This window comes from Streptomyces sp. NPDC096193 (assembly GCF_040302905.1).
Classification (GTDB): Bacteria; Actinomycetota; Actinomycetes; order Streptomycetales; family Streptomycetaceae; genus Streptomyces.
The window spans coordinates 34,338-55,382 of the sequence record NZ_JBEOSJ010000026.1 but is presented as its reverse complement, the minus strand read 5'-3'; the positions used below and the strand labels follow the sequence as shown (position 1 = coordinate 55,382).

22 protein-coding genes are annotated in these 21,045 nt (G+C 72.7%); 11 read left to right on the top strand and 11 right to left on the bottom strand.

What is annotated here, in order from left to right; translation table 11 throughout:
- Window positions 1-4: 4 nt before the first annotated feature.
- The 4 genes from ABTX78_RS29460 to ABTX78_RS29445 all read left to right on the top strand — a co-directional run bounded on the left by ABTX78_RS29460 (window position 5) and on the right by ABTX78_RS29445 (window position 3,986).
- Entirely contained in the window at window positions 5-1,201 is a 1,197-nt protein-coding gene (locus ABTX78_RS29460; protein ID WP_352209817.1) for an MAB_1171c family putative transporter, read from the top strand.
- A gap of 159 nt (window positions 1,202-1,360) precedes the next feature.
- On the top strand, window positions 1,361-2,422 hold the full coding sequence (locus ABTX78_RS29455) for a phosphatidylinositol-specific phospholipase C domain-containing protein (RefSeq protein ID WP_352209816.1): 1,062 nt from the start codon (window positions 1,361-1,363) through the stop codon (window positions 2,420-2,422).
- 290 nt (window positions 2,423-2,712) lie between these two features.
- Complete coding sequence (locus tag ABTX78_RS29450; RefSeq protein WP_352209815.1) at window positions 2,713-3,132, top strand: SsgA family sporulation/cell division regulator; 420 nt, start codon at window positions 2,713-2,715, stop codon at window positions 3,130-3,132.
- A 44-nt stretch (window positions 3,133-3,176) separates the two neighbouring features.
- Window positions 3,177-3,986, top strand: coding sequence for a helix-turn-helix domain-containing protein (locus tag ABTX78_RS29445; protein WP_352209814.1), 810 nt, complete (start codon window positions 3,177-3,179; stop codon window positions 3,984-3,986).
- A gap of 23 nt (window positions 3,987-4,009) precedes the next feature.
- Here ABTX78_RS29445 and ABTX78_RS29440 read toward each other — a convergent pair whose 3' ends face one another.
- A complete protein-coding gene (locus ABTX78_RS29440; protein ID WP_352209813.1) occupies window positions 4,010-4,429 on the bottom strand; it encodes a hypothetical protein in 420 nt (139 codons plus the stop codon).
- Window positions 4,430-4,905: 476 nt separating this feature from the next.
- Here ABTX78_RS29440 and ABTX78_RS29435 point away from each other — a divergent pair, with 476 nt between their 5' ends.
- On the top strand, window positions 4,906-5,907 hold the full coding sequence (locus ABTX78_RS29435) for an NAD-dependent epimerase/dehydratase family protein (protein WP_352209812.1): 1,002 nt from the start codon (window positions 4,906-4,908) through the stop codon (window positions 5,905-5,907).
- Between the two features lie 21 nt (window positions 5,908-5,928).
- Here the strand turns inward: ABTX78_RS29435 and ABTX78_RS29430 are convergent, their stop codons facing one another.
- Both ABTX78_RS29430 and ABTX78_RS29425 read right to left on the bottom strand, forming a co-directional pair.
- Window positions 5,929-7,041, bottom strand: a complete 1,113-nt coding sequence (locus ABTX78_RS29430; protein WP_352209811.1) for a sensor histidine kinase — start codon at window positions 7,039-7,041, stop codon at window positions 5,929-5,931.
- Window positions 7,042-7,043: 2 nt separating this feature from the next.
- Window positions 7,044-7,775, bottom strand: a complete 732-nt coding sequence (locus tag ABTX78_RS29425; RefSeq protein ID WP_352209810.1) for a response regulator transcription factor — start codon at window positions 7,773-7,775, stop codon at window positions 7,044-7,046.
- Between the two features lie 111 nt (window positions 7,776-7,886).
- Here ABTX78_RS29425 and ABTX78_RS29420 point away from each other — a divergent pair, with 111 nt between their 5' ends.
- From ABTX78_RS29420 to ABTX78_RS29410, 3 genes are read left to right on the top strand one after another with little or no spacing between them, the layout of a single operon-like run.
- Window positions 7,887-8,600 carry a glycosyltransferase family 2 protein gene (locus tag ABTX78_RS29420; RefSeq protein WP_352209809.1) on the top strand — a complete coding sequence of 238 codons (714 nt, stop codon included), beginning with the start codon at window positions 7,887-7,889 and terminating at the stop codon, window positions 8,598-8,600.
- Window positions 8,597-9,316: a TIGR04282 family arsenosugar biosynthesis glycosyltransferase gene (locus tag ABTX78_RS29415; protein WP_352209808.1), complete on the top strand. Its 720-nt coding sequence runs from the start codon at window positions 8,597-8,599 to the stop codon at window positions 9,314-9,316. Before ABTX78_RS29420 ends, ABTX78_RS29415 begins: the two co-directional genes overlap by 4 nt.
- Complete coding sequence (locus tag ABTX78_RS29410; protein ID WP_352209807.1) at window positions 9,313-10,074, top strand: class I SAM-dependent methyltransferase; 762 nt, start codon at window positions 9,313-9,315, stop codon at window positions 10,072-10,074. The genes ABTX78_RS29415 and ABTX78_RS29410 overlap by 4 nt, the downstream gene beginning before the upstream one ends.
- Window positions 10,075-10,396: 322 nt before the next feature.
- On the opposite strand, the gene ABTX78_RS29405 is transcribed toward ABTX78_RS29410, so the two are convergent.
- Window positions 10,397-11,635, bottom strand: a complete 1,239-nt coding sequence (locus ABTX78_RS29405) for a molybdopterin-dependent oxidoreductase (RefSeq protein WP_352209806.1) — start codon at window positions 11,633-11,635, stop codon at window positions 10,397-10,399.
- A 125-nt stretch (window positions 11,636-11,760) separates the two neighbouring features.
- Between ABTX78_RS29405 and ABTX78_RS29400 the strand changes: the two genes are divergently transcribed.
- The 3 genes from ABTX78_RS29400 (at window position 11,761) to ABTX78_RS29390 (ending at window position 14,194) form a co-directional block, all read left to right on the top strand.
- On the top strand, window positions 11,761-13,149 hold the full coding sequence (locus tag ABTX78_RS29400) for a hypothetical protein (RefSeq protein ID WP_352209867.1): 1,389 nt from the start codon (window positions 11,761-11,763) through the stop codon (window positions 13,147-13,149).
- Window positions 13,150-13,293: 144 nt separating this feature from the next.
- Window positions 13,294-13,725, top strand: coding sequence for a hypothetical protein (locus tag ABTX78_RS29395; RefSeq protein WP_352209805.1), 432 nt, complete (start codon window positions 13,294-13,296; stop codon window positions 13,723-13,725).
- A complete protein-coding gene (locus tag ABTX78_RS29390) occupies window positions 13,709-14,194 on the top strand; it encodes a peroxiredoxin (RefSeq protein ID WP_352209804.1) in 486 nt (161 codons plus the stop codon). The genes ABTX78_RS29395 and ABTX78_RS29390 overlap by 17 nt, the downstream gene beginning before the upstream one ends.
- A 48-nt stretch (window positions 14,195-14,242) precedes the next feature.
- Here the strand turns inward: ABTX78_RS29390 and ABTX78_RS29385 are convergent, their stop codons facing one another.
- From ABTX78_RS29385 to ABTX78_RS29355, 7 genes are all read right to left on the bottom strand, one after another.
- Window positions 14,243-15,055 (bottom strand): hypothetical protein, encoded by an 813-nt coding sequence (locus ABTX78_RS29385; protein ID WP_352209803.1) that lies wholly within the window; start codon window positions 15,053-15,055, stop codon window positions 14,243-14,245.
- Window positions 15,055-16,338 carry a VWA domain-containing protein gene (locus tag ABTX78_RS29380; RefSeq protein ID WP_352209802.1) on the bottom strand — a complete coding sequence of 428 codons (1,284 nt, stop codon included), beginning with the start codon at window positions 16,336-16,338 and terminating at the stop codon, window positions 15,055-15,057. The genes ABTX78_RS29385 and ABTX78_RS29380 overlap by 1 nt, the downstream gene beginning before the upstream one ends.
- 72 nt (window positions 16,339-16,410) lie before the next feature.
- Window positions 16,411-16,578, bottom strand: coding sequence for a hypothetical protein (locus ABTX78_RS29375; RefSeq protein ID WP_352209801.1), 168 nt, complete (start codon window positions 16,576-16,578; stop codon window positions 16,411-16,413).
- 65 nt (window positions 16,579-16,643) lie between these two features.
- The gene (locus ABTX78_RS29370; protein WP_352209800.1) at window positions 16,644-17,000 is read right to left on the bottom strand and encodes a hypothetical protein; all 357 of its coding nucleotides are present in this window, start codon (window positions 16,998-17,000) and stop codon (window positions 16,644-16,646) included.
- 168 nt (window positions 17,001-17,168) lie between these two features.
- Window positions 17,169-18,317 (bottom strand): zinc-dependent alcohol dehydrogenase family protein, encoded by a 1,149-nt coding sequence (locus tag ABTX78_RS29365; protein ID WP_352209799.1) that lies wholly within the window; start codon window positions 18,315-18,317, stop codon window positions 17,169-17,171.
- A 52-nt stretch (window positions 18,318-18,369) separates the two neighbouring features.
- Entirely contained in the window at window positions 18,370-20,442 is a 2,073-nt protein-coding gene (locus ABTX78_RS29360; protein WP_502993999.1) for a phage holin family protein, read from the bottom strand.
- Window positions 20,443-20,535: 93 nt separating this feature from the next.
- Complete coding sequence (locus ABTX78_RS29355) at window positions 20,536-20,940, bottom strand: hypothetical protein (RefSeq protein WP_352209798.1); 405 nt, start codon at window positions 20,938-20,940, stop codon at window positions 20,536-20,538.
- Between the last annotated feature and the right edge of the window lie 105 nt (window positions 20,941-21,045).

The window sequence follows — 21,045 nt, the reverse complement described above, 5'->3', positions numbered from 1 at the left end:
CCCCATGAGGAACTCCGACTACTACCTTCCGGCCATCGCGCTGGGCATCGCGTTCATCACCAAACTTCCCTCCCTGTGGCGTGGTTGGCGCGACCCCCTGGTGCGTTCGGTCCACTTCCTGCTCTTCACGGCGGCCATCTGCTTCTTCTTCGCCGCCCCGCCCACCATCACCGCGGTCAACCGGCTGACCGACACCCCGAACTTCTCGGGCCCGCTCGTCTACTGCATCATGTGCGCCTTCAGCTGCGCGTGCCTGGTGCTCATCGTCAACTGGCGAGGCGGGCCGCAGGAGGTGGTCCGGCGCAGTTCGTACCTCTGGATCACCGCGTACGCGGCGGCCGTCGTCGCACTGCCGGTGCTCTTCGCGCTGGGGGACGCCCCGGTCGAGCGGCTGCGGGACCTCGACACCTACTACGCGAACACACCCTTCGTCCGCGAGATGATCGTGATCTATCTCGCGGCGCACATCGTGTCCGCCGCGGTGACCACCGCCATGTGTCTGCGCTGGGCGCGTGAGGTGGGCCAGTGGCTCCGGGTGGGACTCATCGTGCTGGTCATCGGGTTCCTGTTCAACCTGTTCTTCGGTCTCACCAAACTGACCGCGGTCATCGCCCGGTGGGCCGGGCACGACTGGGACGCCCTCAGTACGACGGTGGCGCCGCCGATGGCCGCCGCCGGTGGACTGATCACCACCGTCGGTTTCCTGCTCCCGCTGCTGGGTCCGCAGGTCAGCGACGTGTGCCGGGCGTGGATCACCTACATCCGACTCGGGGCGCTGTGGCGTCAGTTGCGTTCCACCCCGGGCGACCACACGCCCCTGCCCCAGGTCGCGTGGTGGTCGGACCCCGAACTGCGCCTGACCGTCCGCGAGACGGCCATCCATGACGAACTCCTGCGGCTCCAGCCGTATCTGGACGATTTCGCACGGCAGCGGGCGTACGAGTCGGCGACCGGCCGTGGCGTACCGGCCGCGCAGGCCCACGTGGTGAGCGTCGCCGCGATGGTGGTGGCCGCGGTGGAGGAACGGCGCCGCAGGACGGACCCGGAGGCCGCCGACCGCGGACCGGCCGGCGCCGATGCCCTGACGGCGGCGCTGAGTCCGGGGCGCGAGCGCCTCGTACAGCTCTCCCGCGCGCTGCGGTCCCCGTACGTCGTGGGGGCGGGCCGGGACGCGACACCCGCGGGGACCGGTACGCGGTGACACGGGGGCTTCGTCCTCCCCCCTCCCCCGCCCCCCTCTTTCCACGCCTTCAACGGCCGAGTCCAGTCTCCCCACGGTTCACCCAACTCCCCTAGCCTTCGCTCGACTTGATCGAACCGGCGTCGTCGACGCCATCGACACAGAGGCAGGGAACCCACCATGGGGAAGCTCTCGCGTGCGGCCGTGACGACAGTGGTCGCGGCCGGTCTGCTCGGCGTCGCCCTCGCTCCGGCCCAGGCGGCCACGGACCGGGCGGCGGATCCGGGGCAGCTGCCGTACTCCTCCGCGACCTGGGTCGGTGTGCACAACGCGTACGAGAAGACCAAGTACGGCTACTTCGCGGATGCGCTCGACTCCGGCGCCGGCATGCTCGAACTCGACGTGTGGACCAATGTGTTCGGGCGCTCCTGGCGTGTCTCGCACAGCAACCCCCTCGGCAACGACAACAACTGCGAGAACGCGGCGACGGCGGACCAGCTGCGGACCAAGGCGAGAAACCAGGACCTCGGCGGGTGCCTGTCCGACATGAAGGCCTGGCACGACGCCCACCCGGGCCACCGGCCCATCCTCGTCAAGATCGAGATGAAGGACGGCTTCCAGGGGCAGAACGGGCGCGGCCCCGCCGCGCTGGACGCCCTCCTCACGGCCCGGCTCGGTGACGCGCTGTACCGGCCGGCGGACCTCGCGGCCGGACAGCCGGATCTCGACACCGCGGTGCGGACGAACGGCTGGCCCATACGATCCGCGCTCGCGGGCAAGTTCGTGATCGAGCTGATTCCGGGCACGGTGGAGGAGAGCAACCCGCTCGACACTCTGTGGACCGACCGCGAGTACGCGACGCACCTCAGGTCCCTCGCGGCTGCGGGGCGGCTGCGCGACGCGGCCGCCTTCCCCGCGGTGCACGGCGCGGCCGCCGGCGACCCGCGCACGCGGTACGCCGACACGACCATCCGCCCGTGGTTCGTCCTCTTCGACGGGGACGCGGGGACCTACTCCGGTGGGACCATCGACACCGCCTGGTACCAGCGCAACAGGTATCTCGTCGTGATGACGGACGCGCACAATGTGACGCCCGCCATCGACGGGACGAACCCGACCGAGACGCAGGCGCAGGACCGGGTCGGGCTGCTGGCGGGACGCAGCGCGAGCGTGGTGTCGGCCGACTGGTATCCCCTGCCCTCCGTCCTGGCGACGGTGGTGCCGCGGGCCGGAGCGCAGTAACAGACATCACCCCTGTCACAGCGGACCCACCGTGCGGGAACCGCCCAGGATGGTTTACCGTTCACCTATAAGCGGATGCGCATCGCTGTGCCCACCCGCCCCTTTGCCGCCCCGGCCAGAACCCCCGTCTGGCCGGGGCTTCTCCTTGCCCAGCCACCCGCCTTCCCCATGTGATGCAGGTCACATTGGACAGTGGTGGTGTCGAGAAGTGGTGAGGGCCCCGGCTGCGTCGTAGAGGCATGAGGAGCTGAACAGCCGCCAGCCGCAGCACCCGCAGAGGAGCGATGCCGATGTTCCCGACCGTCGAACAGTCCGTGCCGGCCCATCTGATCAGCGACGCCCCGCAGCCCGCTTCCCTACCGGTCACCCTGACCTACCGCGCCGACGATCCTCTGGCCGTCCGGATGGTCTTCCCGGCGGCGGTCTCCCTCAGCGGCACCACGGTGACCTGGACCTTTGCCCGCAGCCTGCTGGACGCCGGCCTGCGCACACCGTCCGGCACGGGCGATGTGCACGTGTGGCCGTGCGGACGCACCCGGACCATGGTCGAACTGCGCTCCCCCGAGGGAGTGGCGCTCCTGCGGTTCGCGACCGGCCGGCTGCGTCACTTCCTCCTGCACGCGTACGCGACCGTGCCCGCCGAACTGGAGACACGGGCGATCGACATCGACAGCGGACTGGCGTCCCTGCTGGGCGAGGCGCGCGGCTGACGGCGACGCCGCCTCCGGCCGGTGCGCCGTACTACGGTTTTGGTATGGCAACTGTTGCGCCCGGCACAGGAGTAGGACCGCTGCTGCGCGGCTGGCGGGAGCGCCGCCGGGTGAGCCAGCTGGAGCTTGCCCTGCGCGCCGACTCCTCGGCCCGCCACATCAGCTTCATCGAGACGGGCCGCTCGCGCCCGAGCGAGGAGATGATCCTGCGCCTCGCGGAACACCTGGAGGTGCCCGTACGGGAGCGGAACGCCCTGTTACTGGCGGCCGGTTACGCCCCCCGGTACGCCGAGACCTCCCTCGACGATCCGGCGCTGGGCGCTCTGCGCGAGGGCCTGGAACAGCTGCTGCACGGCTACGAGCCCTACCCGGCGATCATCGTGGACGGCACCTACACCGTGGTCGCGGCGAACCGCGGCATCGCGATGCTGCTGGACGGGCTTCCCGAGCATCTGCTCACGCCCCCGCTGAACGCCATGCGGATCACGCTCCACCCCGAAGGGCTGGCCCCGAAGATCCGCAACCTTCGGGAGTGGCGCGGCCATCTGCTGGCCCAGATGGAACGCCAGATCGCCCTGGCCCGCTCCGCGGAACTGCGCGAGCTCTACGACGAGGTCGCGGCCTACCCCCTCCCGGCCCCCACCGACGCCGAGCCGCCCCCGGCCGATCCGGCTCCCGGTCCGGTGTTCGCCCTGCCGCTGCGGATCGAGCACGAGGGCCGCGTCCTGTCGTTCGTCTCCTCGATCTCCACCTTCAACACCCCGATGGACGTGACGGTCGCGGAACTGGCCGTCGAAACACTGCTCCCGGCGGACCCCGCGACGGTGAAGTACCTCCAGTCCCTGACGCCCTAGGGACCCTCGCACGTCGGGCCGGATCAGTGCCTGGCCATGGCGCGCAGGGCGGACCACTGGAGAACGGCGAAGGCGGCGACCGTGAGAGCCTGCAAGAGGATCCACACGGTGCCGGCGGTGCTGGGCTCCAGCCAGAGCGCGAGCGCGGCGATGCTGAGGACCGACCAGGCGAGGTTGGCGTCGACGACGACCTTCACGGCGGCTGCCGGCGGCTGCGCCCGCGCGGCGAGATACCCCACGCCGGCCCCATAGACGGTGAGACAGACCCCGAGCCCCAGCACCACCCCTCCGTCGACCCCGAGCAACCGCCCGAGGGGCCCGGAAGCCACGGCGTACGCCAACCCGTTGGCCCCGGTCACCAGGGCGTCGAGCGCGAGAAACCGGCGCAGCATGATGCGCGGTTCGGTGGTGCGGGAGATACCGGCGAGCAGAGTTGCGGACATGACGAATCAGCCTCCGTCGAGGTCGTAGGGCCTGCGCTGGGAACCCGGAGCTCGGACGGAGTGCGCCGCCCGAGTTCCGGTACCGCAAGAGTGCCGGGCGGGGGCGGGGCGGTCGATTACGCGGGAGGTAATGCGGAGGATGATCGAGCAGGCCTTGCCTCGTGGCCGAAGCGCAACCGTGGCGGTCTGCGTGAAATCAACCATCTTTACGGCGGTCGTGGACTCTGCACACTCGACCCCGGCGGCACCGTCCTGGCCGAGTTCATCACCGCGCCCTACGCCTGAGAACTCCTGTCGGAACGACTTCAGGGGTCGCCGGCGGATGAGTGCGCATGCCGGCGTGAGGAAGGCTTGGAGCACGTTCCTCACCGCCGCGAACGCACAAGCCCGTCCGACTCACGCCTCCCGTCTTACGGAGTCATGACGTACCGCCGTCGCACCCCGGTACGGCGGCTCCGCCGAGCTAGCGTGGCCGTATGCGTGTACTGGTCACCGGCGGTGCCGGGTTCATCGGGTCCCATGTCGTCGCTGCTCTCCGGGAGCGGGGGCACGAGCCCGTGGTCTTCGATGTCGCAGAGGATCCCGCGGCCGACGTACGGGATCCGGTGGCCGTCGCGCAGGTGCTCGGTGGGGTGGATGCCGTGTGTCATCAGGCCGCGATGGTCGGGCTCGGCAACGGGGTCGCCGACGCCGCCGAGTACGTCTCGCGCAACGACCTCGGCACCGCCGTGCTGCTCGCCGCCATGGCCGAGGCCGGTGTCCGGCGGCTCGTGCTCGCCGGGTCGATGGTCGTGTACGGGGAGGGGCGGTACGCGTGCCCGCTGCACGGAGTCGTACGGCCAGGGCCGCGTGACGTCGCCGATCTCGACGCGGGGCGGTTCGAGCCCACGTGCCCGGTGTGCGGGGAGGGACTCTCCCCCGGGCTGGTCGGGGAGGACGCCCCGGCCGATCCGCGGAACGTTTACGCGACGACCAAGCTCGCCCAGGAGCATCTGGCCGCCGTCTGGGCCCGCTGTACCGGCGGGGCGGCGGTGTCGTTGCGGTACCACAACGTGTACGGGCCGGGGATGCCGCGCGACACCCCGTACGCCGGTGTCGCCTCCTTCTTCCGCTCGGCGCTCGCCCGGGGGGAGGCACCGCGTGTGTTCGAGGACGGGGGTCAGCGGCGGGACTTCGTGCATGTCCGGGACGTGGCGGCGGCCAACCGGGTGGCGTTGGAGGCGGAGGCGGCCCCCGGGGTGCTCGCCGTGTACAACACCGGCAGCGGTGACCCGCACACCGTCGGCGAGATGGCACGGGCGCTGGCCGCCGCGTACGGCGGGCCCGAGCCCGTCGTCACCGGGGAGTACCGGCTCGGGGACGTACGGCACATCACCGCGGACTCCTCGCGCCTGCGGGACGAGCTGGGCTGGAAGCCGGAGGTCGGATTCGCGGAAGGCATGACGGAGTTCGCGCGGGCCGGGATGCGGCAGACGTAGGGCCCGGCGAGGTCGACCGCGTCAGGAAGCGGCTGCGGGGAGCACCACCTCGAAGCGGCAGCCGCCGGGGATGTTGCGTACGCCGGCCCGGCCCTGATGCGCCTCCACGATCCCCCGGACGATGGCGAGCCCCAGGCCCGCGCCGGCCGGAGGTGTCCGGGCGTGGGTGCCGCGCCAGCCGGTGTCGAAGACGCGGGGCAGGTCCTCCTCGGGGATGCCGCCGCAGCCGTCCGAGACCGACAGCACCACGCCCTCGGGGGAACGTTCCACCGAGACCGCGACGGTGCCGTCGGCCGGGGTCCGGCGGATGGCGTTGACCAGCAGGTTGCCCAGCACCCTGCTCATCTCCTTGCTGTCCACCTCCACCGGTACCGGCTCGATGCGGCCGCCGACCAGCCGCACGCCGTGCTGCCTGGCGAGCGGGTCGACTCCCGCCAGCGCGTCGCCGACCAGGTCGTAGAGGGAGGTCCGGGTGGGCATCAGCGGCAGGGTGCCGGCCTGGATGCGGGAGAGTTCGAAGAGGTCGCCGACCATGTCGTTGAGGCGTTCGACCTCGGTGCGCATCTGCTTCAGATAGCGGTCGGGGTCGGCGGCGACGCCGTCCTCCAGGGCTTCCGACATGGCGCGCAGACCGGCCAGCGGGGTGCGCAGGTCGTGCGAGATCCAGGCGACGAGTTCTCGACGGGAGGCCTCCAGGGCGCGTTCCCGCTCACGGGACTGGGCGAGCCGGGCGCTGGTGGCCGCGAGTTCGCGGCTCAGGAACTCCAGTTCGGCGGTCGCCGGGCCGTCGGGGGCCGCGAAGTCCCCACCGTCACCGAACGAGCGTGCGGCCACGACGAGTTCATGGCTGCGCGCGACGACCCAGCGGCCCAGCAGCAGCGCGGTGGCCAGCGAGACGACGGCCGCCATCGCGACGACGGTCGTGACGACGGTCAGGTCGTGCGGCGACAGGAACATCGCCCAGGCGACGGCGAGTGTGCCCGCGAGCATCGCGACGACGCCGACCGCCGCGACCACGGCGAGTGAGGCGGTGAGCGAGCGGCGCCGGATGAGGCGCAGGAGGCCCGCTCCGGCCAGACCGGTGGCCGCGGCACCGGCGAAGGCGTACAGGGCGATGAGCAGGGTGTCGCGCACGGTCAGCTCTCCTCTGCGGCGGGGTCGAAGCGGTAACCCACGCCCCACACGGTCTGGATCAGGCGGGGCCGGGCCTGGTCGGTCTCGACCTTGCCGCGCAGCCGGCGGATGTGGACGGTGACGGTGGACAGGTCGCCGAAGTCCCAGCCCCACACCTCGCGCATCAGGTCCTCGCGGCTGAACGCCCGCCCGGGGTTGCGCAGGAAGAAGCAGAGCAGGTCGAACTCGCGCAGTGTCAGGGCGAGTTCGGCCCCGTTCCGGGTGGCACGGCGGGCCTCGGGATCGACGGTCAGGCCGGCCGCCCCCAGCCGGTGTCCGGCGGCAGGCCCGCTGCGGCGCAGCACCGACTCCACACGCAGCACCAGTTCGCGGGGGCTGAAGGGCTTGGTGACGTAGTCGTCGGCGCCGACTTCCAGGCCCAGGATGCGGTCGTCCTCGTCACCGCGGGCGGTGAGCATGATGACCGGCACGGGGCCCTGGCCGCGGATTCGCCGGCACACCTCAAGGCCGTCCATGCCGGGCAGCATCAGGTCGAGCACCACCAGGTCCGGCCGGTGCGAGGCGGCGCGGGCGAGCGCCGTCGGACCGTCGTCGGCGCGGTCGACGACATACCCGGCTCGGTCCAGATACCCGGCGACGACCTCGGCGACGGTCGGATCGTCGTCGACGACCAGGACCCGGGGGGATCCGCCGGTGGCTTGCGTCCCCAGGGACTCGTACGGCTGCTGCTGCATGCCCCCAGCCTGGCACCGTGCCGCCGGCGAACGGCACCCCGGTGCCCGACGTCCGCGTTTCGTAAGGAGTGGGAGTCCGGTATGCCCGATTCGCACTCGTAGGGTGAAGCAGTGACCACGACACCTTCCGACGTCGATGTGGTGCTGCCCTGCCTGAACGAGGCCGAGGCCCTTCCCTGGGTGCTCGAACGGATTCCGCCGGGCTGGCGCGCCATCGTCGTCGACAACGGTTCCACCGACGGCTCGGCCGCCATCGCCCGCGCGTGCGGCGCCACCGTCGTGGAGGAGCCGCGCCGGGGCTTCGGCGCCGCCTGCCACACCGGGCTGACCGCCGCCACCGCCGACGTGGTGTGCTTCTGCGACTGCGACGCCTCCCTCGACCCTTCGCTCCTCGTCCCCTTCGTCCGCGAAGTGCGCGACGGCCAGGCGGACCTGGTGCTCGGCCGTCGGCGTCCGCAGGGCCGGGGCGCATGGCCCGCGCACGCCCGGGCCGGCAATCTCGCCCTCGCCCGGATACTGCGCCGCCGCACCGGCCTGCGCCTGCACGACCTCGGCCCGTTGCGCGCCGCCCGCCGGGAGCCGTTGCTCGCCCTGGGCCTCACCGACCGGCGCAGCGGCTATCCGCTGCAGATGGTCGTCCGCGCCTCCGACGCCGGGTGGCGGATCGCCGAGCACGACGTGCCCTACCTGCCGCGCACCGGAGCGTCGAAGGTGACCGGCACCTGGCGAGGGACCTGGCAGGCCGTACGGGACATGAGCCGGGTGCTGGGCGAGACCGCCGCGTACTCGGGTGGCACCGCATCCCCAGGAGGAACCGTCCGTTGACCACGCTCCTCGTCATCGCCAAGGAGCCGCGGCCGGGTCGGGTCAAGACCCGGCTGAGTCCGCCGTTCACACCGGGAGAGGCGGCGGAGCTGGCCGAGGCGGCCCTCGCGGACACCCTGCGCGCCGTGGCGGCCACGCCCGCCTCCCGGCGCGTCCTCGTCCTCGACGGGGCCCCCGGCCCCTGGCTGCCGGCCGGCTTCGACGTCGTACCGCAGTGTTCGGGCGGGCTCGACGAGCGGCTGGCGGACGCCTTCGCGCACTGTGACGGTCCGGCCCTGCTCATCGGCATGGACACCCCGCAGGTGACGCCCGAGTTGCTCACCGTCGACTTCGCCGGCTGGGACGCCCACTTCGGCCCGGCCCAGGACGGCGGCTTCTGGGCCCTCGGCCTGGCGCACCCCGATCCCTCCCTGCTGCGGGGCGTGCCGATGTCGACCGCCGAGACGGGTGCGGTCCAGCGGGACCGACTCGTCGCCGCCGGTCTACGGGTGCACGACCTTCCGCCCCTGCGGGACGTCGACACGGCCGCCGACGCGCACGCCGTCGCCGCTCTTGTCCCGCACGGCCGCTTCGCGGCACGGCTGGCCCGGTGCACGGCGGTCACGACAGTCCCGGCGGGTACGGCGGGAACAGCGGCTATCAGCACGGAGTCCGGACCGCCCGGCCGACCGGACGCCGACAACCAGTCGCCCCCGCGACCGGCCGCACCCCGATGAGCACGCCTCCCGCCACCGCCCTCCCCTGGGCGAGCGCCGACCCCTATGCCGCCGCCCTGCGCGCCGGCGGCGGCCCGTTGTTCCTGCGCCGCGCCGACGGCTCGCTGCTGCCGCTGGAGGTGGAACGCTGGTGCGCCCGCGCCGACGCCGTCGACCGGAGCGTGCTGGACCGGTGCGAGGAGACCGTGCTCGACGTGGGGTGCGGGCCCGGGCGGCTGGTGGCCGAACTCGCCGCCCGGGGGCGGGCCGTCCTCGGTATCGATGTCAGCGAGGCCGCCGTCGAACACACCGTGCGGCTCGGCGGTCAGGCGCTGCGGCGCTCGGTCTTCGCGCCGCTGCCCGGCGAGGGCCGCTGGGGCACCGCCCTGCTCATGGACGGCAACGTCGGCATCGGCGGCGACCCGATCGCCCTGCTGGACCGGCTCGCCGGAGTCCTGCGCCCCGGTGGCCTGCTGATCGCCGAGACCGTCCCGGTGGACGTCGACGAACGGGACCGGGTCCAGGTCGTCGGGCCCGGCGGCACCGGCGGCACCGACGCCGTCTTTCCCTGGGCGCGGCTCGGCACACGGGCGCTGCTCCGCTACGCACAGGGCTGGGAGCAGGCCGGTCAGTGGACGGCCGGCGGACGGTGCTTCGTCTCCCTGCGCAGCCACAGGCGGAGCAGCAACAGCAGCGCCGCGCCACCGAAGAGAACGGCTGTGATCAGCAGCCAGCGGGCGAGGAACACGTCCGCGGAGAGCCCGGTGGCGGACCGGTAGCGCACCTCGACCCTCCCGCTGATCAGCGGGAACCACACCAGCAGGAGCAGTCCGGAGAGGGCCGTCGGTACGCGCACGTACGGGACCAGCTCCCGGCGGCGGACCGCGCCCAGCCCGCGGACGAGCGCCCGGTCGGCGACCGCGTACAGGGGCACCAGCACGAGATCGTGCAGCAGCGCCGCCCCCACGAACCAGAGGGCGACGCCGAGCCAGTCGTCCGCGAGCAGCCGCACACCCGCGTAGGCGGCAAGGGCGAACGAGCAGGCGAGCAGCAGCAGCTGCATGGGGCTGCCGACCGGGATCCGTCGAAAGAGCGGAAGCATCAGAGGTCTCCGAACGTCATCCGGGCCACCCACTTGGTGTTCAGCACACCGGGAGCCGCGGGCACGATGATCCGTGCCGGGTGGCCGTGGTCGGGGGACAGCTGCTCGCCGTTGACGTACAGGGCGAGCAGGGAACGCGGGTCGGCCACCTGGTTGGCACGCAGGGCGGCGCGCCGGAAGGCGCCTCTGCGCTGGAGGGACTCCACGAACACGTCGGGCGGGTCGCCGTCGTGACCGACGAGTGCCGCGAGGTCGCGCAGCCGTACCCCGCGCCACCATTGGTCCGACGTCGACCAGCCCTCGACGCAGGCGATGGGCAAGGCCGCGCTGTGTGTGGGAAGTCGGAGCAGCTGCTGCCGGCTGAGGCGGACGGTGCCCGAGCGTCCCGTCACGACGAGTCGCCACGCGTCCTCACCGGTCTCCGCCGCGACGATCCCGGCGTACCGCGCTGTCTTGTTGATCTGGAAGCCGTTCGGGCCGCTGCCGGGGTCGTCGCCGCCGTGCGGTGCGAGGAGTGCGGTGCGCCTCGGCAGGCCGTCGAAGTTCTGCCCCACCGTCGTCGCGAACAGCAGCAGCGAGCCGCCCCCGACGAACCACAGCGCACCCCGCCGGGAGACGGTCGGCTCGGCCGGGCGCGGCGACACCAGGTCGTTCTTCTCCTCCCGCAGATGCCGCACGTTGCGCAGCGCCGCGGGCATCTTCAGCAGCACGTGGGCGACGAAGGCGGCGATGAACACCCACGCTCCGTAGAAGTGCAGCGGATAGAAGGAGCCGGGGAAGATGTAGTCGAGCTGGACGTTGAGCACACCGGTGACGAACTCGAACAGCGCCCCGCCCACCAGGAGGAGCAGCGAGATCCGCTCCAGGGCGTGGGCGAGCGAGCGGGCCGGCGGCAGCGTGAACAGCCTCGGCACCACGGACCACAGCTTGGCGAGCAGGACGGGGATCAGGGTGACGCCGAGGGTGACGTGGACGCCCTGGTTGAGCCGGTACAGCCAGTGCGGGTTCGTCGGCCAGGAGAAGAGGTAGAAGCCGAGAATCCCCTTGCCGGGGGTCGTGTCGTTCACCGGCGACAGGTCCGGGTTGTAGGCGGCGTACGAGACGAGGCCCGTCACGAACAGCACGGTGATGCCGAAGAGCAGGACGAGGCCGAGGACCGAGGTGAACCGGGGTCCGCGCAGGGGGCTGCGCCAGAAGCCGGGCGAGGAGGGAAGCCATGGGGCATCGGGGGCTGGCATGTCCCGACGGTAGGCCCGGACCACCCCGCGAACGGGCGCGCGACTCATGACGAAACGCTGACATCGGCCCGTACGGCGGTCTGTGGACGGGTCTGGCGGCCTAGCGTTCCGGTGTGATCCGCACCCTGCCCCACGCCGAGTCCGACGCCACACCTTCCACCGAGAGCCGCGGCCTGCGCCACGACCTGTACGCCGCCGGAGCTGCCGTACTGCTCGTGACGGCGGCCGTTCTGGTCGGCCACCACATCCAGGGGAACAGCCGTACGCTGCTGGTCAACTGGCCTCCTCTGCTGGCGTCCTGGGGGCCTCACCTGGGCCCCGGCACTCCGGCTGCCGTGCTGGTGGCGATCGCCACGGTGGCGTACGGCCCCGCGCTCGCCGCCCGACTCCCCTGGCGGGCGCTGCTCCCCCTGACGTGGGTCACGGCCATGGCCTGGATCTTCGCCCTCGCGCTGATCGACGGGTGGCACCGGGGCGTCGCCGACCGGCTCACCACCCGTCACGAGTACCTCCAGGTCGTCGACCGCTTCTACGACATTCCGGCAGCCCTGCGGGACTTCACCTCGCACATCCTCATCGGCTCCCCCGACAACTGGCCCGCCCACGTCGCCGGCCACCCGCCGGGCGCCACGCTCACGTTCGTCCTGCTCGACCGGGCCGGGCTGGGCGGCGGTGCCTGGGCCGGGGTGTGGTCCATCACCGTCGGAGCGACGGCCTGCGTGGCCGTGCTCGTCACGGTCCGCGCCCTGGCCGACGAGGCCCTCGCACGCAGGGCAGCGCCCTTCCTCGTCCTCGCCCCGGCCGCGGTGTGGATGGGCACCTCGGCGGACGCGTACTTCGCGGCGGTGGCGGCGTGGTCAGTGGCTCTGCTGGCCCTGGCGGTCACGAGGCGGTCCGTGATGTGGGCGGGGGCTTCGGGACTGCTGTTCGGTCTGACCTGCTATCTGTCGTACGGCCTCACGCTCTTCGCCCTGATCGCGGGGGCGGTGCTGCTGCTCGGCCGGCACGGAATCCGGGAGCGCCCCCGCCTGTCGGTCGCGCTGCTCGCCGGCCTGGCGGTCGTCCCGGTGGCGTTCACGCTCGCCGGGTTCTTCTGGTGGGAGGCGTACGACGTGCTGGTCACGCGCTACTACCAGGGTGCGGGCGGTATCCGCCCCTACGGCTACTGGATCTGGGGCAACCTGGCGTGCGCGGTGCTCATCACGGGTCTGGCGACGGCGGCGGGTCTGCGGCGGGCCGGAGCGCTGCTCCTGCGGCACCGCGGCGGTGCGCTCACCCGCCCCGGCGGCCCCGTCGCCGACGCCCGTCTCGCGCTCCTCGTGGCCGCCGCCGTCCTCGCCCTGCTGGTCGCCGACCTGTCCGGCATGAGCAAGGCGGAGACGGAACGCATCTGGCTCCCCTTCGCCCTGTGGCTGCTCCCGGCCTGCGCGTTCCTCCCCCGTGCCCGCGGCTGGCTCGCCGCCCAGGCACTGCTGGCGCTGCTGCTCAACCACTTGCTGCTGACCGGTTGGTGACCGAGGCCAAGGCTTGCCGCGAGGCACGGGACGGCCCGGAGAAAGACCGGCGCCCGGGCAATCCGCCACCCCTCCCGCTCCGAAGACAACGATGACGGCGCGCCCACCGGCGGTGCGCGGATCACCCGGGTACTGGGGGCGCAGATGCGAGCGACGGTACGGGTACGGGTACTGGCCACGGACGGGCCGCAGGTGTGGATCGCCGTGAGCGGGCGGCTGGCGCGGAGCACCCTGCCCGCCCTCGCCCATTCGCTGCGAGACCGCGTGGGCGAGGGCTTCACGGCCTTCTTCGTGGACGTCAGTACGCTTGCCGATGACCGGGACGTACCGGCCGAGGCGTTACGGGAGTTGTTCCCCGGCGGCGCACGGCTGACGTTCCACCTCATCGGTCCGACCGGCGGTCTTCGATTGCAACCCGGCCACGATCGCCGCCTGGTCTTCCATCCGGACCCCTCGTCGGCGTGGACTGTCTGGGTGAGCGGTCCGCCCCCCAGGGGCACCAGCGGCCGCCGAGCAGCACGTACCGCCGCCGTCCGTACCCGTAGCCGCAGGAGTTCCCTTGGCAGCATCACCTGAACCCGGCAAGCACGTCCCCGACTTCACCCTCCCCGGAGGCGTGCTCGTGGACGACGCATTCGAGCGGCGCGAGTTCGCGCTCGCCGCGGTGCGGGGGCGGCCGCTCGTGCTCGCGTTCTACCCCGGGGACGACACCACCGTCTGCACCAAGCAGCTGTGTTCGTACTCCAGCGGTCTGGAGTCGTTCACCGAGTGCGGCGCCGAGGTGTGGGCGATCAGCCCGCAGGGGGTGGACAGCCACGAGGCGTTCGCGCGCAAGCACGGGCTGCGGATGCCGCTGCTCGCGGACACCGACCGGGCCGTCTCCAAGGCGTTCGGCGTCGCGGCCCCGGGGATAGGGCTGCGGCGCGCGGTGTTCGTCGTCGCCGGAGACGGGACGCTGCACTGGAAGCATGTCGCCCTCTTCGGCGCGACGTTCCAGTCGAAGGAGACGCTGGCCGCTCAGCTCGCCTCGCTCCAGGAGGCGTAGTTCGTCGGGCGAGTGGCTGCCGGTGGTGGCAGCCACTCGCCCCGCGTGTCAGGCGGTCGGCGGTACGCCGGAGGGGCGGCCCGCGCCCCGTGTCAGCGCGTATCCGGCGATCGCGCCGAGCGCACAGAGCAGCCCGCCCGCGACCGTCCAGATCCAGCGGTCCGACCACCAGCCGGAGGACCAGCCGTCCTCGGGCTCACCGAGGACGCCCGCCTGCTTCGGTTCGCCCGCCGTGTCGGCCGTCTTCGCGCCCGCCACCAGCGGAGCGGCGAGCGAGCCGTCCACGGCGGAGGCGCCGCCCGCGTCGGACACGTCCGCACGGACCTCGGCGCGGACCGGCAGTCCGAGATCCTCCTCGGGGAGCTCGGTCACGGTCAGGCGGATGTAGTAGCTGCCGGGCAGCGGGTCGTTGTCCCACGGCTCCGCCCAGGAACGGACGGTCCGCAGCGTGCAGGACAGCTCGACGGCCGCCGCGTCCTTCGCGGCCGCCCGGGTCTGCATGCCGTACATACAGGCCTGGCGCCGGCGCAGCCCGTCGTACACGTCGAGCCGCCAGGTGGACGAACCGGTCCGGGTCGCCGACTCGGGCAGGGTGACGGTGGCCTGCACCGTGGCCCGGTGGCCCGCGTCCGCCGGGAACACCCAGTACAGGTAGTCGCCCGCCGACGCGGTGGCGGTGGCGGGCTGCCCCTGCTCGATCGTGGTGGCGTCACGGAAGCCGGTACCGGCCTCGGTCGGCCCCGCCCCGCTCGCGCCGTCGCTCGGGGACGCCGACGGGTCGTCGGCGACGGCGGCACCCGCCGTACCGCAGAGCGCGGCGGCGGCGAGCAGCACGGTCGTCAGTGCGCGTGCGATACGCATCAGTTGGTCCTCCATACGGCGACGCGCCAGCGCGAGATCCAGCCCCACAGCACTCCGGCCAGCAGGCCCGTGAGCGCGAGGACGGCCAGGAGCCACCAGCCGCGGCCGAGACCGAAGGCGGCGACGTCGGACGACTCGTCGGGCGCGTCCACGATGTCGACGGTGAGCTCGACGGGCATACCGGGCGTGGTCTTCACCGCGGGGGCCGCGGCGAAGGCGTTGCTGACCTCCAGACAGACGGACTCGGCGGCGGGCTCGGTGTCGTCCGCGTCGTCGCCTTCGGGCTTCGGATAGCGCAGGCCGGTGGAGATGACGTCGGTGCGTCCGTCACCGGCCTCCGAACCGCGGACGATCTCCCGGCCGTGCACGGTGACGGCCCGCAGGAGTACGCCGTAGTCGTTGTTGACGGCGCGGTCGGCGCCGATGCTCACCGAGGCGCGCAACTCCTGGCCGGGCAGCACGTCCACGCGGTACCAGCGGTGCTGGCCGAACGTCTCCCGGTCGCTGTAGAGACCCGGTTCGAGCCGCGGGGCCTTCGCGCACTCCGTCGCGCCCTGGGTGGCGACGGGGGTGACCACGGGCTCGGCCGCCCGGTCGACCAACTGATTGACGCGGTCCGAGAGTTCGTCCGTGTGCTGCACCGAGGTGTACGTCCCGCCGGTGGCCTCCGCGATACAGCTCAGCTGATCGCGGGTCTTCGCGTCCGGCACCAGTCCCAGGGTGTCGATGACGAGGTGGATGCCCTTGGCCGCGATGTCGCGCGCGACCTCGCACGGGTCGAGCGGGGCGCAGGTGTCCTCGCCGTCCGTGATGAGCACGATCCGCCGGGTGCCGTCACCGCCCTTCAGGTCGTCGGCCGCGCCGAGCAGCGCCGGACCGATGGGCGTCCAGCCGGTGGGGGCGAGGGTGGCGATCGCGGTCTTGGCCTCGGTCCGGTCGAGCGACCCGACGGGGTAGAGCTGCCTGGTGTCCTTGCAGCCGACCTTTCTGTCCTTGCCGGGGTAGTCGGCCCCGAGGGTGCGTATGCCGAGCCGGACTTCGGCGGGCACGGCGTCCAGTACGTCGTTGAAAGCCTGCTTCGCCGCCGACATACGGCTCTGGCCGTCGATGTCGCGGGCACGCATCGAGCCGCTCACGTCGAGCACCAACTCGACCTTGGGGGCTGCCTCGGGGGACTTGTCCGCCGGTTCGTCGTCGGCGGCGGCGCCTGCCGGGAAGAGCCCGACGGCGAGGGCGGCGAGCAGGCCGCACGCCCCGGCCGCCAGCCGTTTTCTATTGATCATCAGCGGATCGTATTGATGATCTGCTGATGCTCCAAAACCGGCCGGTGGCAGGGGCGTCGGGCGGTGCGGGCGTCAGACGGCGCCGTCGTCGTTGCGCGAGCGGCGGGCGTCCGACCTCGGTTCGGACTCGGTCTCGGGAGGCCTGCGCCGCTCGGTGGGCTCGACGGTGTGCGTGGTCTCGGTGCGGGCCGCCTCTGCGCGGACCATGGCGCTGAGCGCGGCGAACGGATCGATGGGCATGGCTGTGCACCTCGCGTGGTGTGGGGGGTGATGGTGCGGAACAGTGCTGAGGTCCCTCAGCACTGTCAGCAGCGCAGCACCACACAGCGCACGGCGCGCGGAACGCGTGGGGGCCCGTCCGGAAAGCGCTGGGCGGACCGGACGGCTCGTCCGGGCCCGGCGCGGGGGTCGTCACCCGGCGGCCGCAGCGAGGCGCGGGCCCGGGCCGGCGCGGACGTCCCGGTGTCACCCTCCTCGGGTTGACCTGGGTTCGTCGGGTCGGCGGGCGCGGAGGCCGGGGGCCGGAGTTCGCCGACCGCCACCGCCTGCGCCCCGGGTCCGAGGGACGTGCCCAAGAGGGCGAGAAGAGCCACCAGCGCTATCGGCGCAGCCCGGCGCGCCAGGGCGCGGAGGGCGACGGTGTAGTGCGCGGGCTGGTTCATGGGGCGCGACCTTCCTGGACAGGCCTCCTTTACCCCTGCGGACCCACGGCGCGGCCGTCGTAGCCGGAGATCCCCTCCACCGGGGGACACCGATTAGCCCGATTCCCGTACACGCCGGAACCGGACGGGTGCACCGGCCGGCCGCGCGGACGTCTCCGCCCGTGGCCCTCACACCCCGTGCGGACGGATCACCGTCACTCCGCTGCCGGACGCGGCGCCGAGCGACGCGAGGGCCTCCGGGACCGCGTCCAGGCCGATCTCCCTCGTCACGAGGAGATCCGGGCGCAGCGCCCCGGAGGCGACCATCGCCATCATCGCCGGGTAGTCATGGGCGGCCATGCCGTGGCTGCCGAGGATCTCCAGCTCCAGCGGCACGACGCGGTCCATGGGGAGCCGTACGCCCTCGGGCAGCAGGCCCACCTGGATGTGACGGCCCTGGCGGCGGAGGCACTGGACCGAGTTCACACAGGTCACCGGGGAACCGAGGGCGTCCAGCGAGAGGTGGGCACCGCCCCCGGTCACCTCACGGACGGCTTCGGCCACGGCGCGGTTGGGGGTGGAGTCGGTCGCGGCGATGTTCGGGGTGGAGTCGGTCGCGGAGCCGGTGGAGGCGGAGGCGGCCGCGGCGCTGTTCGGGACCGAGGCGTCGACGCCGCCCGCCGGCGCGGAGGCGTTCACACAGACCTCGGCGCCGACCGCCCGCGCCAGTTCCAGAGCCGTCGGCGACACGTCGACCGCGACCACCCGTGCCCCGCACGCCGCGGCGATCATCACCGCGGAAAGCCCCACCCCGCCGCAGCCGTGCACCGCGACCCACTCCCCCGCCCGCACCCGGCCCTGTCCCACGACCGCACGGAAGGCGGTCGCGAACCGGCAGCCGAGACCGGCGGCGGTGGCGAAGGACATCGCGTCGGGAAGGGCCACCAGATTGGTGTCGGCGTACCGCAGGGGCACGTACTGCGCGAACGACCCCCAGTGCGTGAACCCGGGCTGCTCCTGGCGTTCGCACACCTGCTGCGCTCCCCGCGCGCATGCCGCGCAGCGGCCGCAGGCGCAGATGAAGGGCACGGTGACACGGTCCCCCGGGTGCCAGTCGGCGACGTCCGCGCCGACCGACTCGACGACACCGGCCAGTTCGTGGCCGGGCACGTGCGGCAGCGTGATGTCGGCGTCGTGGCCCATCCAGCCGTGCCAGTCGCTGCGGCACAGCCCGGTCGCCTCCACGCGGATCACCGCACCGTCCTGCGCGGGCACCGGTTCGGGCACCTCCCGTACGGCGAGCGGCTTCCCGAACTCCTCGAACACGACAGCACGCACCCGGCCACTCCCCACATCGGCACACGCGATGGACCCCACAGCGCGGCTCACGTTATCCGGGCGACGCCAACCGGCCGAGGGGGGCGATCGGCACCTGCGGACCCTCGGACTCGTTCAGCCAGCGCCGCAGGACCTCGTGCACCTGCTCCGCACCGATCAGTTCGCCGCCACCGTTCACCGGCGGTGACAGCTCCAGCGGCGACAGCAGGAAGGGCTGGGACTGCTCGCCGCCGAGGCCGCCGTGGGAGCCGATCTGCGGCTCGAAGGCATGGACGGTGCCCGTCTCGGGGTCGTACATCGAGTTGACCATGATGTCCGCGACGTGCGGGAAGGAGTCGGTACGGCGTACGGCATCGGCCACGCCGGCGCCGAACACCGCCAGCGGGCCGTCGTCGTCCAGCTCCGCCAGCGGGATCTCCACCCCGCCGGGGCCGAGGACCAGCGAGCCGTGCGCTTCGCTGCGCACGAGGAGGAACCCGACACCCGGATGGCCGGCCAGCGTCCGCAGCAGGGCGGGGTGGCGGGCGTCGATCTCCTCGCGGCTCAGCCGCGCGGGCACGTCGGGGAAGGAGATCAGCGCGAGATTGCCGGAGGCGAGCACGATCGGTTCGGAACTCGGTGCGGCGACCTCGTCGGCTCCCTCCACCGGCCGCCGGTGCAGTGCGGTGTGCAGAGTGAGGCGCGCCGCGTCCCGCGCCTCCGCGCCGCTCTTGGAGCGCTCGGCGCGCCGGGACACCGGCAGGCCGCAGCCGGCCCGGACGAGGTCCTTGAGGGTGAGACCGTAGGCGCCCTCGAAGGTCTGGCCCGGGCTCTGGCCGTGATCGGACAGCAGCACGATCCGATAGCCGCGCGGGGTGTGCTCGGAGACCTTGGCGATCAGGGCGAGTGAACGGTCGAGCCGCTCCAGGACCTGCATCGCGTCGCTGCTCTGCGGTCCCGAGTGATGTGCCACTTCGTCGTAGGCGACGAGGTCGGCGTAGACGGCGGTGCGCCCGGCGAGCATGTCCCCGAGCACCGCGGCGACGACGACGTCGCGTTCCACGACGGTCGCGAACGCCCGGATGAAGGGGTACAGACCGCCGCGGCCGATCCGCGGTGTGTCACCACGCAGCCGCGCCCCGGTCGACTGGCGGATCTCGCGGACCACTTCGGCGAGGAACGCGCCGGCCGTGCGGACGGCGTTGGCGGGGTCGGAGAAGTAGGCGAAGTACCCGGCCCGCGAACGGTTCGCCTTGCCGCGCCGGGCCGCCATCGACAGCACCAGGGCGAGCTGGTCGGCGCCGCCGCTGAAGAGGTTGCCGCGGCTGGCTCCGTCGACGGTCAGCAGCCCGCCGTCGCCGGTGCGCTCGATGGCGCGGCGCTGGAGTTCGGCCGCGCTGGCGGGCCGGTTGCTGACCATGACCCGGCCGGTGTCCTTCTCGTACCAGCGGAAGGCGGGGACGTCGTGGTTGGTTCCGTGCAGGATGGCCAGCTGGCTGGCGCCGGTCTGACTGGACCAGTCCGTACGCCAGGGGGTCAGCCGGTGGGTCGTGGCGAGCCACTCGGCGACGGTCGGCATCACACCGTCCTTGGCCGCGCGCTGGAGCACCTCGTGACCGACTCCGTCGAGCTGGAGGAAGACCGTGCCGTCGGCGGCGGTACGGCCGACGTCCTCACCGCGTCTTCGGCGGCGCCGGGTGGCGAGCCGGGAGAGCCGGCGCCGGTAGGCGTTGTCGTCGTGCACGGCGAGGGCCGTGGAGGTTGCGGAGGCGACGGCGGACATCACGGCGGCGACGAGGACCGCGGTCTCCGGGGCCGCCTCTCCGCCGCCGTCGGGGCTCAGCCGGAGGGCGAGCAGCAGCAGGGAGCCGTTGAGGAAGAAGACCAACAGGCCGAGCAGGAGGGCCGGTACGAGCAGCAGCGCCCGTACCAGCACCGGCCACACCAGTGCGCTCAGCAGACCGAAGGCGCCCGCGCCCCAGGCGGCGGTCACCGCGGTACGGGTGATGCTCTCGCCGTCCTCGGACTGGAGCCGGAAGTCGGGCAGCAGCCCGGCGAGAGCCAGCATCGTCAGCGTCGAGACCATCCACACGGAGGCCACACGCAGCAGGGTGCTCCCCGCCCTGCGCCATCGGCTTTCGACCACGCCGCTCCCACCTCACCCCTGGATCAGGCCTCCAGCGTGGCACAGCGGCGGGCACGATCCGCTCGGGCGTCCCCGCAGGCCGGGGGCGACGGGTCAGCGGCCGTTGTAGCCGGCGGTCGGCATGGAGAGCCTGCGGTGGACGTCCGCCTTCATGGACGCGTCGTAGACGGGCTCGTCCAGGCCCGCCGTCTCCAGCCGCACGCCACGGCGCTCGCACTCGGCGACGAAATCCCGCACCGAGGTCAACGCCCGTGCCAGTACGCGGTCGTTGGGGGCGACGAAGAGGTCCACCTCGCCGGCGTCCACATCGGCCCACAGCCCGCAGTGGTCGTGCCGCAGCCCGTAGAACAGCAGCTGCCGCGTGACAACCCCGCCCTTGTCGGCGGCCCAGCGGGCGCACATCGCGTGCTGACTGCGGGTGTCCACGAGGAACGGGTCGCTGTCGAGCTCCTCGAGGGGCGTCAGGCTGGCGATCGCCGCCACTCGTAAGGCATCCATGCACATCCCCCTGCGCTCTCCGGTCGCGCCGACCCTACTCCGACCGGACCTGCTCCAGGGAGCGCGCACCGAGGCGCATCAGAGGGCGCGACGGGAGCGGGCGGC